The following is a 14,910-nucleotide window of genomic DNA, read 5'->3' as shown; positions in this document are numbered from 1 at the left end:
GCGGATCGCCCTGACGTTAGGTGAGGGATGATGGGCGCCAAGCGCGGCAGGTGCAACCCCGCGCGGCGCATGGGGGGATCACGTTCGCGCGGGGCGCGACGGGCCCGCAAGGCGCCGTCAGCGGGCTTTGAGCGTCAGCCACTCGTGATCGGGATCGTTGTGGAAGCGCCAGGTGCGCTTGGGGCCCGCCATGACGTTGAGGTAGTAGAGATCGTAGCCATGCGCCGCGCCGACCGGGTGATAGCCCCGGGGCACCAGGGACACGCTCCCGTCCGTAAGCACGAGGGCCTCGTCGAGGGAGCGGTCGTCCGTGTAGATCCGCTGGAGCGCGTAGCCCTGGGGCGGCTCGATACGATGGTAATAGACCTCCTCGAGAAGCGATTCGTGGGGAAGCGCGTCGCGGTCGTGCTTGTGGGGCGGGTAGCTCGACCAGTGCCCGCCCGGGGTCACGACCTCGACGACGAGAAGGCTGTGGGCGGGCGCGGACTCGGGCAGGATGTTGGCGACGTGGCGCGTGTTGGTGCCGGTGCCCCGGGTCTCGGCGCCCACCGCGTCGGGGCCGATCAAGCGGGGCTCGAACGTGCCGCCGCCGGGCGCCGAGCAGACCGCGAGCTCCACCCCCGTCTCCGCCTCGACCCGCCAGGGGTGGCCCGCCGGGACATAGACCGACCAGGGCTTGCCCGAGAAGGGGGTCATGCGCTCGCCGATCACGCCGAAGTCGCGGCGGCCCGCAAGGATCCGGGCGCGGCCGGTCACGAGCACGAGGCAGACCTCCCGGTCGCCCGTCTCGCCCTCTATGCCCTCACCGGGCCGCAGGCCGTGGAGGTCGAACCCCACATAGGTCCAGCCGGCGCTCCCCGGCGTGACGTGATGGATCCGGCCCTCGCGGGCGGAGGGCTTGAGAAGAAGGTCGCTCATGGCGTACCGCCTTCCGCGAGGCCCGCCTCGCGCAGGTAGCGGGTGAGGTTTCGCGCGCCCAGGCGGGCATAGGTGAGGGGATGGGCCTTGTCGGGGTCCTGCTCGGCCTCGACCACCGCCCAGCCCCGGTAGCCTTTCAGCTCGGCGAGCACCGCCGGATAATCGACGCAGCCGTCGCCCGGCACGGTGAAGACCCCCGCGATCACCGCGTCGAGGAAGGAGAGGCGCTCCGCCCGCGCCCGCTCCATCACGTCGCGGCGCACGTCCTTGGCGTGGAAATGGCTGATGCGGGCGCGGTACCGGCGGGCGAGGGCCACGGGATCGGCGCCGGCAAAAGTGGCATGGCCCGTGTCGAGGAGGAGATGCGCCGCCTCGCCCGACGCGGCCATCATGGCGTCGATGTCCGCCTCGCTCTCGACGATGGTGCCCATGTGGTGATGGTAGACGAGGCGCACGCCCTCCCGGAGCGTCGCCTCGGCCAGCTCCGTCAGGCGCTCGCCGAAGCGCCCCCAGGCGTCGGAGGGGAGGACGGGGCGGTTCGCCAGCGGGACCGAGCGGTCGCCGTGGATCGCGTTCGAGGTCTCGGCGACGATCATGACGGCGCAGCCCATCTCTTTCAGGAGATCGAGATGAGGCCGCATGGCGACGAGCTCGTCCCTGGCCGAGCGCTCCAGGAGCGCCATCGAATACCAGCCCGAGACGAGGCCGAGGCCGAAGCGGTCGAGGACCGCGCGCAACGCGCCGGCCCCGCGGGGAAACTTGTGGCCGAGCTCCATGCCCTCGAAGCCCGCCTCCCTGGCCTCGGCCAGGCAGGTCTCGAGCGGCGTCGCGCCACCGAGCTCGCGCAGGTCGTCGTTCGACCAGCCGATAGGGTTCGCCCCGATTCTCACGCTCATGCCCTCATTCTCCCCCACGCCGGCGCTCCAGCGCCGCGTCGTAATCCCCGCGCGCCCGGCGCACGGCTTCACGCTCCGAGACCTCCGGCACCGCCACGTCCCACCAATGGCCGCCCGCGTCCGTCGAGGCGAGGGGGTCGGTGTCGACGACGAGCACCGTGGTGCGGTCCGCGTCCCGCGCCCGGCGCACCGCGTCCTCCAGGGCGCCAAGGCCCGTCACGGCTTCCGAGCGCGCGCCGAGGCTTGCCGCATGGGCCGCGAAGTCGATGGCCGGCAACGTCGCGTGGCGGGCGTGCTCCAGGAGGTTGTTGAAGCTTTCGCCCCCTGTCGCGCGCTGGAGGCGGTTGATGCAGCCGAAGCCCCGGTTGTCGAGCACCACGATCGTGAGCCGCAGGCCCAGCATCACGGAGGTGGCGATCTCCGAGTTCATCATCAGGTAGGAGCCGTCGCCGACCATGACGACGACCTCCCGGTCCGGCCGCGCCATCTTGACCCCGAGCCCGCCCGCGATCTCGTAGCCCATGCAGGAGAAGCCGTATTCCAGGTGGTAGCTGCCGGGATCGGTGGCGGTCCAGAGCTTGTGGAGCTCGCCCGGAAGCCCGCCCGCGGCGCAGACCACGATCGCATCAGGCCCCGTGGCGCGGCGCACGGCGCCGATCACCCCGGCGTCCGAGGGCAGGGACGCGTTGGTGGGGCTCAGGGCCGCGCGGGCGGCCTCCTCCCAGCGCGCCCGCTCGGCCTCGATCCGCGCGGCGAAGGGCGCCTGCGTCCGGTGATCGCCCAGCGCCGCCGAGAGCGCCTCCAGCCCCGCCTGGGCGTCGGCCACGAGGGGCAGCGCGTCATGCTTGGCCGCGTCGAAGGGCTGGACGTTGAGGCCGACGAGGCTCTGCCCCGGCCGCCCAAGCAACGCCCAGGAGCCCGTGGTGAAGTCCTGGAGCCGCGTCCCCACCGCGAGCACCACGTCGGCTTCCCCCGCGAGCGCGTTGGCGGCCGAGGTGCCTGTGACGCCGATGGAGCCCAGGTTGAGGGGATGGTCGCCGGGCAGGGCGCTCTTGCCGGCTTGCGTCTCGGCGACGGGGATGCCGTGGCGCTCGGCGAAGGCCCGCAGCGCATCCGTGGCGTCGGCATAGTGCACGCCGCCGCCGGCGACGATGACGGGCGCGCGGGCGGCGCGGAGGCGGGCGGCGGCCTCGCGCAGCTCGTCCTCGTCGGGGCGGATGCGGCGGTGGCGCCAGACCCGGGGCGCGAAGAAGCCTTCCGGGTAGTCGTGGGCTTCCGCCTGCACGTCCTGGCACAGGGCGAGGGTGACGGGGCCGCACTCGGCCGGGTCGGTGAGCACCTGGAGGGCGCGGGGCAGGCTCGCGAGAAGCTGCTCGGGCCGGGTGATCCGGTCGAAGAAGCGCGAGACGGGCCGGAAGCAGTCGTTCGCCGAAATCGTGGCGTCGTGGAACGCCTCGATTTGCTGGAGGACCGGGTCGGGCAGGCGGTTGGCGAAGACGTCGCCGGGGAGGAGCAGCACCGGCAGGCGGTTCACGTGCGCCACCGCGGCAGCCGTCACCATGTTGGTGGCGCCAGGACCGATGGAGGTGGTGCAGGCCATCATGCGGCGGCGGCCCGAGGCCTTGGCGAAAGCGATGGCCGCATGGGCCATGGCCTGCTCGTTGTGGGCGCGCCAGGTCGGCAGGGAATCCCCCGCCGCGTGCAGGGCCTCGCCCATGCCCGCCACGTTGCCGTGGCCGAAGATCGCCCAGCAGCCGGCGAAGAGCGCCTCCTCGCGCCCGCCGACGACCGTGCGCTGCGCCGCGAGATACCGGACCAGGGCCTGGGCCATGGTGAGGCGGATCGTGGTCATGGGCCTGTCCTCCCGGGGCGGTTCATGCGGCGCGGCGCCGGCCGACGGTGTCGTCCCAGGCGGCCGAGAGGCGGGCGAAGCGCTCCGTCATGTCGGCCACCGCCTCCTCGTCGCTCATGCGGCCCGAGAGCCATGCCTTCGCGGCCTCGGCGAACAGCGTCCGGCCCACGGCGAAGCCGCGTACGAGGGGCACCTCGGCCGCCGCCGTGAAGGCTTCCCGCAGCTGCGCCTCGGGCGCCTCCAGCCCCAGCATGACGATGCCCCGGCAGTGGGGATCCCGGTCCGTGATCGCCGCCGCGATGGCCTGCCAGGCGGCGGGGCTCGTCTGCGGCTCCAGCTTCCACCAATCGGGCTTGATGCCGAGATCGTAGAGATGGGTCACGACGTCCGCCACGGTCGTGTCGTGCAGGGGGCCGTGCTTGCCCGCGATGATCTCGAGAAGGAGCTCGCGTCCCGTGGCGCGGCAGGCCTCGTGCACCGCGAGCAGGGTCTCGTCCTGGCGCTCGCGCAGCTCCGCCGGATCGTCGGGCCGGTAGAAGCACAGGACCTTCACGACCTGCGTGACGGGCCATTCGACGAGGTGCGAGCCGAGATCGTGCGCCACGAGGGCGAGCGGGCGCGAGCCGGGCCGCTCCACGGGGCGCGCGAGCCACAAGCCCTGCCCCAGGGCGTCCGCCATGGCCGGGCGGCCGTAATCCGAATCGAGGAGCATGCCGAAGCCCTCGCGCCCGCCGGCGACACTCGCCGCCGCCTGGACCGCGAGCCGCTTGAAGCGCTCGATCCGCTCGCGCGGCACGCCGATCTCGTCCGCGATCGCCTCCAATTGGAGGCGGTGGTCGATGGCGAAGGCGCGCAGGCTCGAGGGGGCGGGCCGCCGGGTGGTGGCGTGGTGGAGATGGGCGAGAGCGGGATCGCGGCGCAGCGCGCGGCCGGCGGCGCCGTGATCGAGGAAATGGCGCAGCTCGGGCCAGGTCGGGTATTCGGGCGAGCAGAGCAGGCGCGAGACCGCGAAGGCGCCGCAGGCATTAGCGTAGGTGCAGGCGGTCTCCAGCGGCTCGTCGCGCAGCCAGCCGCGCAGGAAGCCCGCCATGAAGGCGTCGCCCGCGCCGAGCACGTTGTAGACCTCGACCGGAAAGCCCGGCCCCGCCACGCCCTCGTCGAGGCTGTCGGGAATGGCCGCGGGAAAGGCGACGCAGCCCATCGGCCCGCGCTTGCACACCAGGAGCGCGCCCGAGATCGCGCGTACGGCGCGCAGGGCGTCGAGCGTGTCCTGCGTGCCGCCCAGGATGTGGAACTCCTCCTCCGTGCCGACGACGAGGTCGCAATGGGGCGCCACCGTCTGGAGATGGGCCGTGACGGTGCCCGAGCCGATATAGCGCTCGTCGCCCGCCCCATGGCCGGCGAGGCCCCAGAGGTTGGGCCGGTAGTCGATGTCCCAGGCGACCCGCCGGCCGGCGGCGCGCGCCGCGCGGGCGGCCTTCATGGTCATGGCGTAGGTGGAGGCGGTAGAGAGGTGCGTGCCCGAGATGCATACGGCGCGGGCCGAGGCGATATGGGCCTCGTCGATGTCGGCCTCGGTGAGGCCCATGTCGGCGCAGTTCTCGCGGTAGAACACGAGGGGGAAGCTGCGCTCGTCGCGGACGCCGAGGAGCACGAGGGCGGTGAGGCGGCGGGGATCGGTGCGCACGCCGCGCACATCGAGGCCCTCGCGCTCCAGCTGCTCGCGGATGAACCGGCCCATGGGCTCGTCGCCCACCGCCGTGATCAGACCCGCCCGCAGGCCCAGCCGCGCCGCGCCGATCGCCGTGTTGGTGGGGCTCCCGCCCACCGACTTGGCGAAGGTGCCCATGTCCTCAAGCCGGCCGCCGATCTGCTGCCCGTAGAGATCAACCGAGGAGCGGCCGATGGCGATGACGTCGAGCGTGGGCTCCGGTCTCACGCGGCGCCCTCCGCCGGCGCGGACGGGTGGGGCGTGGATTCGTAGCAGCCGAGCACGGACTGGTCGAAGTCGATCAGCGCGCCCGTCATGAGCCCCGATTCCTCGCTGCACAGATAGGCGCAGGCGCGCGCCACCTCGTCCGGGTCGATGAGGCGGCCGAAGGGCTGGTGGGCGGCAGCGCGCTCCAGCCAGCCGTCGGTGGCGCCGTGGTTGAGGCGCATGATGCGGTCCTCGCCCGGCGTCGCCGTCCAGCCGATGTTGAGCCCGTTCACGCGGATGCGCCAGGGCATCAGGGAGAAGGCCGCGTTGCGGGTCAGGGTCGCGAGCGCGCCCTTCGACCCGCAATAGGCCGTGATGAAGGGCTGCCCGCCATGGGCGGACATCGACAGGATGTTGACCATGGCGCCCGCGATCCCCTCGCGCCGCATGATCGCGGCCGCGTCCTGCATCAGGAAGAAGGGCGCGCGCACGTTGACGGCGAACATGCGGTCGAACAATTCGGGCGAGGTGTCGAACAGCGTTCCGCGATCGGTGATCCCGGCGGCGTTCACGAGGGCGTCGACCCGGCCGAATTGCGCGTCGGCCGCGGCGCAGATGCGCCGCACGTCCGCCATCTCGGCGAGATCGGCGCGGACATAGATCGTCCGGCAGCCCTCCCGGCCGATCTCCGCCGCGACCCGCTCGCCCCGCTCGGCGTTGCGCCCGCAGATCACCAGGCCGGCGGCGCCCCGGGCCGCGAAGAGGCGCGCGACGGCCTCGCCGAGGCCCTGCGTGCCCCCGGTCACCACGGCGACCTTGCCGGCCAGATCCGCCCGATTCCCCTCTCGGCCCACGCCGCCCTCCCGTCGCGATGAGCGGCCGATGAAATGCAAGTTCTATCCCGGCGTCAATATGGAACGTCGGTTCTTGTCACGGGCCCGGGCTTCCCGTAACCCTCGGGCCCTTGCACGCAGGGAGGACAGGATGGGGGACTTGAGATTCGGGCTTCTCGGGGCCGGGCGCATCGGCCGGATCCACGGCGGCAACGTCGCGGCCCATCCCCGGGCGCGCCTCGTCGCCGTGGCGGATGCGAGCCGCGCGGCGGCGGAGGATCTCGCGGGCGCGCAGGGCGCCGAGGTCCGCGACCCCGACGCGATCATCGGATCGCCCGATATCGACGCCGTGGTGATCGCGACCCCCACCGACACCCACGCGGAGCTGATCGAGCGCGCGGCCCGGGCCGGCAAGGCGATCTTCTGCGAGAAGCCCGTGAGCCTCGACGCGGCGCGCACCCGCGCCTGCCTCGACGTGGTCCGCGACACGGGCGCGCGGCTCATGGTGGGCTTCAACCGCCGCTTCGACCCGAGCTTCGCGGATGTCCGCCGGCGGATCGAGGCGGGGGAGATCGGCAGGGTCGAGCTCGTGACGATCCTGTCGCGCGATCCCGGCCCGCCGCCCCTCGACTACATCGCCCGCTCGGGCGGGCTCTTTCGCGACATGATGATCCACGACTTCGACATGGCGCGCTTCCTGCTGGGCGAGGAGCCCGTGATGGTGAGCGCGGTGGGCTCGTGCCTCGTCGATCCGGGCATCGGCGAGGCCGGCGACGTGGACACGGCCGCGGTCCTCCTCACCACGGCTTCCGGCAGGATCGCGCAGATCTCGAACTCGCGCCGCGCCACCTACGGCTATGACCAGCGGGTCGAGGCGCACGGGTCCGCCGGGCTGCTCGCCGCCGGCAACCGACGCGCCACGACGGTGGTCTTCGCCGACGGTCGGGGTTACGCCGAGGACCCGGCCCTGCCGTTCTTCCTCGAGCGCTACGCCGACGCCTACCGGGCCGAGATCGACACCTTCGTGCGCGGCGTCCTCGACGGCGGGTCCCTGTCGCCCTCCGGCGAGGACGGGCTGCGGGCTCAGGTGCTCGCGGACGCGGCGACGGAATCGGCCCGCAGCGGCCAGACGATCCGGCTCGGCTAGGCGCGCGCGGCGGGCCCCTGGACCGGGGCCCAGGCCTCGGCCGGCCGGTCCGACCCGTCCCGCGCGCGGCGCTCCGCGGTCGCCACTGCAAGCGCCGCGGCAAGGCAGAAGGTGGCCGAGAGCGAGCGGAAGCCCGCCACGTCCGCCTCGGCCACGTCGAAGCGCGCCGCGGCGGCCTGGGCGAGGGGCGAGAAGGGCGAGTCGGTGATCGCCACCACCGGCCGCCCGCCCTGCGCGAAGGCGTTGGCGAGCTCGACCGTGGCCGGGGTGTAGGGCGTGAAGCTCACGGCGAGCAGCACGTCGCCGGCCCGCGCGCCCACGATCTGCTCGGGCCCCGAGGCGCCGACATGGTCCACGAGCACGCTGCGCAGATCGAGCTTCGCCAGGGCGTAGGCGAGATAGGCCGCGATCGGGAAGGCGCGCCGCAGGCCGAGGATATAGATCGTGTCGGCCCGCGCGAGCAGCGCCACCGCATGGGCGAGCGTCGCCTCGTCCACGCTCCCCCCGAGCCGGTCGAGGGAGAGCTGCGCCGCCTCCTCGAAGCGCTCCAGCAGGCGAAGCGGCCCGTGCTCGCCCTCGGCTTCCTGGATGCGCCGCAGCCGCTCGCGATGCTCCGGCAGGCGCCCGCGCAGGCGGTCGCGGAACACCGCCTGGAGGTCGGAGAATCCGTCGAAATCGAGGGCCTTGGCGAACCGGACGAGGGCCGAGGGCTGCACCCCGGCCGCCCCGGCCACGGTCGCGACGGTGCCGAAGGCGACCTCGTCGGGATGCATCAGCATGTGGTTCGCCACCTGCGCCAGGCGCGCGGGCAGGCGCTCGCGGCGCTCGCGGATGCGGGCGCACAGATCGTCGTAGCTACGGGGCTTGGGCAGGGTGGGGTCCGGCGCCTCCGGCACGTGCCAACCTCGGCTTGACTCGGTCCCAAATGGAATGGATGTTTCATCCGGATCTGTAAAGGTCGGATTTTTTCATGCCCAACCCCTCGCCAGCCGCCGCGCCCCTCTCGGCCGAGGCCCTGGACCTGCGCCTCCAGGTCGCCTGCGCGGCCGTGCGGGAGGCCGGCGCCCTGGCGCGGCTGCGCTTCCGCAACCGGCCGGTCGACGAGGTGGCGGTGTTCAAGGGGCACCAGGACTACCTCTCGGCGGTCGACCGCGAGGTGGAGCTCCTGGTCCGCGACCGCCTGCTGCGGAGCTTCCCCGAGGACGGCTTCTTCGGCGAGGAGGGCGGCGGCAGCTTCGAGGGGCCGGTCTGGGTCGTGGACCCGATCGACGGCACCGGCAACTTCGTGCGCGGGCTCCCCGGCTTCTGCATCTCCATCGGCTATGTCCGTGACGGCGCGGTCCAGGTCGGCGCCCTCTACGACCCGCTCATGGACGAGCTCTTCGCGGCCCGGCGCGGCGGCGGCGCCACCCTCGACGGGCGCCCGATCCGGGTGAGCGGCGTGGGCGACCTCGACCGGGCGACCGTGGAGGCCGGGTGGTCGACGCGCCTGCCCCTGTCCCGCTACGTCGCGCTGCTGGGGCGCCTCACAGAGGCGGGCGCCGGCATCCGCCGCGCGGGCTCGGGCGCCCTCGGGCTCGCCTATGTGGCGGCCGGGCGGATCGACGCCTATTGCGAGCTGCACATCAATTCGTGGGACGCCGTCGCGGGCCTCCTCCTCATCGAGGAGGCCGGCGGCTGGACCAACGACTTCCTGGCGGGATCGGGCCTGACGGAGGGCGCGCCCGTGCTGGGCTGCACGCCGGAGATCCGCGCGGCGCTCTGCGCCCTGACGGGAATCGGCTCGGACGACCGACACGGGTGACCCGAGGCCGCCCTCCGGTGCCGAGCCGGACCGGCGAGACCTCGCAACGAAGGGCGCCCATCAAGAGGAAACGCACGGAGGACCCCGATGAACGCCACGTTCGCCCAACGCCTGATGCCCGCCCTGGGCGCCCTGACCCTTGCCGCGGCAGGCCTCCTGCCGATGGCCGCGCAGGCCCAGGGCTCCCTCGTGCTCTATTGCGGCGTGAACGAGGATTGGTGCCGCGCCGCCTCGACCGCCTTCGAGCGCGAGACGGGGATCAAGGTCGCCATGACCCGCAAGAGCTCGGGCGAGATCCTCGCCCAGGTCAAGGCCGAGTCCTCCAACCCCCGCGCCGACGTCTGGTGGGGCGGCACGGGCGATCCGCACCTCCAGGCCGCCGAGGAGGGGCTGACCACCGACTACAAGTCGCCCAAGGTCGGCGAGCTCCAGGATTGGGCGGTGCGCCCCTGGGAGCAGACCAAGGGTCGGACCGTTGGCATCTATTCCGGGGCGCTGGGCTTCGGCTACAACGCGAAGGTGCTGAAATCCCGCGGGATCCCCGAGCCCAAATGCTGGGCCGACCTGCTCGATCCGAAGTTCAAGGACGAGGTCCAGGTCGCGGACCCGAACTCGTCGGGCACGGCCTACACGCTGCTCGCCACGGTGGTCCAGCTCATGGGCGAGGACAAGGGCTTCGAGTACATGAAGGCCCTGCACAAGAACGTGAACCAGTACACCAAGTCGGGGTCGGCCCCGGCCAAGGCCGTGAGCCTCGGCGAGACCGCCGTCGGCATCACCTTCATGCACGACATGATCTCGGTGGCCGTGGACAATCCCGACGTGAAGACCGTCGCGCCCTGCGAGGGCACGGGCTACGAGATCGGCTCCATGTCGATCGTGAAGGGCGCCCGCAACCTCGACAGCGCCAAGCGCTGGTACGACTGGGCCCTGACCCCGGCGGCCCAGGAGTTCGGCGCCAAGACGAAGAACTTCCAGGTGCCCTCCAACAAGGCCGCGCCGACGCCGCCGGAGGCGCCCAAGCTCGCCGAGATCAAGTTGATCCCTTACGACTTCGCGAAATACGGCTCCTCGGACGAGCGCCGGCGCCTCCTCGCCAAGTGGGACCGCGAGGTCAAGCCGCTGTCGAAATAGGCCGAGGCTCCGACAATCCGACGGGAGGCATCCATGGCGCCAGCCGCAAAAGCGTGGCTCGTCGCGGCCTGGGCCGGCTACGTGCTGGCGCCCTGGTATCTCGCCGATCCGCTTTCCGCGCTCGGCTCCGGCGGGGGGCTATGGCTCGGCCTCACCCGAGCGCCATGGCTCCTGCCGGTGGGCCTCGCGCTCGTGGCGGCAACCTGGCCCCTGGCCCGCGGGCTCGACCGGACCCGGGCCGCGCGCTGGCTCGTCGCGGCGGGCATGGGCGGCCTCGCGGTCCTCTGGCTGCAGGGCTTCGCCGTCGGGCTGAGCGGCTGGGGCCTGGGGCTCGCGTCGCTCCTCGGAGCGCCGGGACCCGCCCAGGGCGGCATGGGCCTCGGCGCGGCGATGACCGCGACCTCGCTTCTCATGCTGTTCTGCGCCGGGCTCGCGGGCCTGGGCTGGTGCCGCGGCGACGCCTTCGTGACGTCCTCGATCGGCCTCGTCGTCGCCCTCGTCGGGCTCTTCGTGCTCTTTCCCGTGCTCACGATCCTCGGGAGCGCGGCGGGGACGCCCGGCGGGGGCGCGTCGCCCGCCCTCTTCGTGTCGCGTCTCGCCGACCCGTCGATCTGGGGGCTGGGCTGCCTCGCGGGCAACGGGACCTGCGGGGTTGCCTGGAACACGCTGTTCCTCGCCATCCTGGTCGGCCTCGGCACCACGCTCCTCGGCCTCGCCTTCGCGCTCATCGCGACCCGTACGGCCTTCCGCTATAAGAAGGCCCTGCGGCTCCTCTCCCTTCTGCCGATCATCACCCCGCCCTTCGTCATCGGGCTCGCCCTCATCCTCCTGTTCGGGCGCTCGGGCGCCGTATCGGCGCTCCTGTTCGACGTCTTCGGCGTGCCGCGCAGCCGCTGGATCTACGGGCTGCCCGGCATCCTGATCGCGCAGCTCCTCGCCTTCACGCCCATCGCCTTCCTGGTGCTCATCGGGGTGGTGCAGGGCATCAGCCCCTCCCTCGAGGAGGCGTCGCAGACCCTGCGGGCGCGGGGCTGGGTCACCTTCGCCACCATCACCTTCCCCCTGCTGCGGCCCGGCCTCGCCAACGCCTTCCTCCTCGGCTTCGTGGAGAGCATGGCGGATTTCGGCAACCCGCTGGTGCTCGGCGGCAATTACGAGGTGCTATCGACGAAGATCTTCTTCGCCATCGTCGGCGCCTCGCAGGACCAGGGGAGGGCGGCGGTGCTCGCCACCATCCTGCTCGCCTTCACGCTCGGCGCCTTCTGGGTCCAGCACGCCTGGCTCGGCAAGCGCAGCTACACGACCGTCACCGGCAAGGGCGATTCCGGCCTCGCCCCGCCGCTCCCCCGCCGGGTCGCGTGGCTGTGCTACGCGACGGCGATCCCGTGGGCGCTGTTCACCTTCGCCGTCTACGCGATCATCCTGGTCGGCAGCTTCGTCAAGGCCATGGGCCGCGACTACACCCCCACCTTCGAGCACTATCTCACGGGCTTTCGCATCGAGCAGACCCCGCAGGGGCTGTTCTTCTCCGGCAGCGCCTGGAACTCGCTCTTCGTGACCCTCAAGGTCGCCGTGCTCTCGGCACCGTTCACGGCCGCGATCGGGCTGCTCACAGCCTATCTCCTGACCCGCCAGACCTTCGCGGGCCGGCGCGCCTTCGAGTTCGGCACCATGGTCAGCTTCGCGGTGCCCGGCACGGTGGTGGGCATCAGCTACATCCTCGCCTTCAACGTGCCGCCGGTCGAGATCACCGGCACGGGCCTCATCCTGATCATCTGCTTCGTGTTCCGGAACATGCCCGTGGCGGTGCGCTCCGGCATCGCCAGCCTGAGCCAGATCGACAAGAGCCTCGACGAGGCCTCCCACACGCTCGGCGCGCGGTCCTTCACCACCGTGTGGCGGGTGATCGTGCCGCTGCTGCGGCCGGCCCTCGTGGCGGCCCTCGTCTATTCCTTCGTGCGGGCCATGACGGCGGTGAGCGCCGTGATCTTCCTCGTCTCGGCCGAGTACAACATGGCGACCACCTACATCGTCGGCCGGGTCGAGGCCGGGGAGTTCGGCCTCGCCATCGCCTATTCGACCGCCCTCGTCGCCGTCATGCTCGTCGGCATCCTCCTGATCCAGCTCCTCGTCGGCGAGCGGCGCCTCGGGCGAAGGACCGCCCTCGCCGCCGCGCCCGCCCCGGCTTTGGCCTCCAGCTGACCCCATCCGCGAGTTCGCCCGTGCCCCGCCATGCGCCCGCCTCCATCGAGTTCCGGTCCGTCACCAAGCGCTACGGCACCGTGACGGCCGTCGACGACGTCTCCTTCACGATCGAGCCCGGCACGCTCGTGACCCTGCTCGGGCCCTCCGGCTGCGGCAAGACAACGACCTTGCGCCTCATCGCCGGCCTTGAGATCGCGAGCGCCGGCGAGATCCTCATCGGCGGACGCGACGTGACGACCCAGGCGGCCGCCGACCGCAACGTTTCGATGGTCTTTCAGTCCTATGCGCTCTTCCCGCACATGAGCGTCCTCGACAACGTCGCCTACGGACCCAAGGTCCAGGGGCTCGGCCGGGCGCGGGCCCATGCGCTAGCGCTGGAGAAGCTCGAGCTCGTGGGCCTGAGCGGGCTGGGCAACCGCTCGCCCTCCGAGCTCTCGGGCGGCCAGCAGCAGCGCGTGGCGGTCGCGCGCGCCCTCGTCCTCGAGCCGGAGGTGCTCCTGTTCGACGAGCCGCTCTCCAACCTCGACGCCAAGCTGCGCCGCCGGGTGCGCGACGACATCCGCGACCTGCAGCAGCGCCTCAACCTCACGGTCGCCTACGTGACCCACGACCAGGAGGAGGCGCTCGCCGTCTCCGACCGGATCATCGTCATGTCGAACGCCCGCATCGCCCAGAGCGGCACCCCGCGCGAGCTCTACGAGGAGCCCGCGAGCGTCTTCGTGGCCGATTTCATCGGCAACGCCAACCTCCTGCCCGGCGACCTGCTGCGGGAGGAGGGCGACCGGGCCGTGATCCAGGTGGGCGCCCTCACCATCGACCTGCCGCGCCGTGGCGCCTCCCGCGGTCCCGTGACGGTGGCGGTGCGGCCCGACGCGATCCGCCTCCACGGCACGCAGCCGTCCTCGCCCGCCATCCAGGCCCAGGTCGCCAAGGCCGCGTATCTCGGCGGGCACGTCGAGTACACGGTGGGAAGCGCATTGGGCGAGCTGTTCGCCGTCGACCGCACCGACAGGACCCCCATGCCCGTGGGGGCGCCCGTCTGGATCAGCTTCGCCGACCGGGACGTCACCGTCGTGCCGCGGTGACGCGACCGATCTACTAGGACTGTTCACCTATCTTGCGCCGCTGCAAGGCGCCTGGCTAACGGGGTCTTTACCATTCGGAACGACGTTGCAGGGGGTCAGCAGCCCGAGACTCGTCCCGATCACAGCCCCCATGACAATGAACAAAGCCCTCAAAGCGCCGGCCCCCCTCAAGGACCCACGCCCGGAGGCGCACGACGATCGTCGCGTCGCGCCGATCCAGCGTGCGCTCCAGACCCTGAAGGATCTCGGGACACGCGCCGAGACCGACCTCGCCGGCGCGCTCGCGGCGCCAGGCGCGGCCGCTCCCGCGGGTGAGCCGTTTCCGTCCGTGCGGGCATCGATCCCCGAGCCGAGCTGGCAACAGGCCTTCGTGACCCCCGACGGCGCGCGCTTCACGCGCACTCCCGACCGCGTCGTCCGGCGCGACCGGCGGGGCCGCGCCATCGAGGCGCCCCCGCGCGAGGCGGAGGCCGCCGACGAGCCGGCGACGGCGCCCGTGATGGACGAAGTGACGATCGCGGAGGCTCCCGCCCCCATCGCCGCGTCCCTCTCCGCGGCGCTCCGCGCGGTCCGCCACGCGCCGATGGGCGTCCACCACGCCCTCCTGCCGCGCCCGCAGCTCTACCGGATCGAGAGCCCGCTCGCCGAGGACGAGATTCGTGAGCTCGACGGGCCCGTCGACGCCTGGAGCGACGAGGTGCCCGCGGCGGCCCCCGAGCCGCAGGCCGCGATCGAGCCGGATCTCGCCTATCTGGCGCTCTACGCCGACCTCGACGCTCCCCGGGCCGAGGTCCGTGCCGAGGCCGAGGCGACGCCCGAGGAGCCCGTCGCGGTGCTCCCGCCCCCAGCGCAGGAGCCGCCGCGCAGCGCTCCCCAGGTTCGCGCGCCCGCCCTGGTGCGGGCCGCCCCGCGGCCGCCGAGAGCCGTGGTGCCCGGCGGCTACGAATTCCCGAGCCTCGACTATCTCGCCGAGCCCGCCGAGCAGAACGGACCGCTGCCGAGCGACGACGTCCTGGAGGAGGGCGCCGGGCGCCTGGAGAAGGTGGTGCGCGATTTCGGGGTCAAGGGCGAGGTGGTCCATGTCCGCCCTGGTCCTGTGGTGACCTTGTACGAGCTTG

At 72.4% G+C, this 14,910-nt stretch carries 12 protein-coding genes; 6 read left to right on the top strand and 6 right to left on the bottom strand.

Annotation, left to right across the window (positions count from 1 at the left end):
* Positions 1-117 precede the first annotated feature (117 nt).
* The 5 genes from iolB to F0L46_RS23125 are packed head-to-tail and all read right to left on the bottom strand — an operon-like array spanning position 118 to position 6,438.
* A complete protein-coding gene (gene iolB, locus F0L46_RS23145; RefSeq protein WP_149821985.1) occupies positions 118-918 on the bottom strand; it encodes a 5-deoxy-glucuronate isomerase in 801 nt (266 codons plus the stop codon).
* A complete protein-coding gene (gene iolE, locus F0L46_RS23140) occupies positions 915-1,814 on the bottom strand; it encodes a myo-inosose-2 dehydratase (RefSeq protein ID WP_149821984.1) in 900 nt (299 codons plus the stop codon). The genes iolB and iolE overlap by 4 nt, the downstream gene beginning before the upstream one ends.
* A 4-nt stretch (positions 1,815-1,818) precedes the next feature.
* Positions 1,819-3,666, bottom strand: a complete 1,848-nt coding sequence (gene iolD / locus F0L46_RS23135) for a 3D-(3,5/4)-trihydroxycyclohexane-1,2-dione acylhydrolase (decyclizing) (protein WP_149821983.1) — start codon at positions 3,664-3,666, stop codon at positions 1,819-1,821.
* Between the two features lie 22 nt (positions 3,667-3,688).
* Positions 3,689-5,605: a bifunctional 5-dehydro-2-deoxygluconokinase/5-dehydro-2-deoxyphosphogluconate aldolase gene (locus tag F0L46_RS23130; RefSeq protein WP_149821982.1), complete on the bottom strand. Its 1,917-nt coding sequence runs from the start codon at positions 5,603-5,605 to the stop codon at positions 3,689-3,691.
* Entirely contained in the window at positions 5,602-6,438 is an 837-nt protein-coding gene (locus F0L46_RS23125) for an SDR family oxidoreductase (protein WP_149821981.1), read from the bottom strand. Before F0L46_RS23125 ends, F0L46_RS23130 begins: the two co-directional genes overlap by 4 nt.
* Positions 6,439-6,568: 130 nt before the next feature.
* Here F0L46_RS23125 and iolG point away from each other — a divergent pair, with 130 nt between their 5' ends.
* Positions 6,569-7,564 carry an inositol 2-dehydrogenase gene (gene iolG / locus F0L46_RS23120; RefSeq protein ID WP_149821980.1) on the top strand — a complete coding sequence of 332 codons (996 nt, stop codon included), beginning with the start codon at positions 6,569-6,571 and terminating at the stop codon, positions 7,562-7,564.
* Here the strand turns inward: iolG and F0L46_RS23115 are convergent.
* Positions 7,561-8,460: a MurR/RpiR family transcriptional regulator gene (locus F0L46_RS23115; RefSeq protein WP_149821979.1), complete on the bottom strand. Its 900-nt coding sequence runs from the start codon at positions 8,458-8,460 to the stop codon at positions 7,561-7,563. The genes iolG and F0L46_RS23115 overlap by 4 nt on opposite strands.
* A 74-nt stretch (positions 8,461-8,534) precedes the next feature.
* Here F0L46_RS23115 and F0L46_RS23110 point away from each other — a divergent pair, with 74 nt between their 5' ends.
* The 5 genes from F0L46_RS23110 to F0L46_RS23090 form a co-directional block, all read left to right on the top strand.
* A complete protein-coding gene (locus tag F0L46_RS23110) occupies positions 8,535-9,368 on the top strand; it encodes an inositol monophosphatase family protein (protein WP_149821978.1) in 834 nt (277 codons plus the stop codon).
* Between the two features lie 87 nt (positions 9,369-9,455).
* Positions 9,456-10,502, top strand: coding sequence for an ABC transporter substrate-binding protein (locus F0L46_RS23105; RefSeq protein ID WP_240540124.1), 1,047 nt, complete (start codon positions 9,456-9,458; stop codon positions 10,500-10,502).
* 33 nt (positions 10,503-10,535) lie between these two features.
* Positions 10,536-12,704: an ABC transporter permease gene (locus F0L46_RS23100; RefSeq protein WP_149821977.1), complete on the top strand. Its 2,169-nt coding sequence runs from the start codon at positions 10,536-10,538 to the stop codon at positions 12,702-12,704.
* A 20-nt stretch (positions 12,705-12,724) separates the two neighbouring features.
* Positions 12,725-13,792 carry an ABC transporter ATP-binding protein gene (locus F0L46_RS23095; RefSeq protein ID WP_149821976.1) on the top strand — a complete coding sequence of 356 codons (1,068 nt, stop codon included), beginning with the start codon at positions 12,725-12,727 and terminating at the stop codon, positions 13,790-13,792.
* Positions 13,793-13,922: 130 nt separating this feature from the next.
* Positions 13,923-14,910, top strand: a 988-nt coding sequence (locus F0L46_RS23090; RefSeq protein WP_276315620.1) for a DNA translocase FtsK, incomplete at its 3' end; no start/stop codon positions are given.

Origin of the sequence: Salinarimonas soli (assembly GCF_008386575.1) — a bacterium.
Taxonomy (GTDB): domain Bacteria; phylum Pseudomonadota; class Alphaproteobacteria; order Rhizobiales; family Beijerinckiaceae; genus Salinarimonas_A; species Salinarimonas_A soli.
Note: the sequence above shows the minus strand (reverse complement) of the source record. Positions and strands in the feature narration are given on the sequence as shown.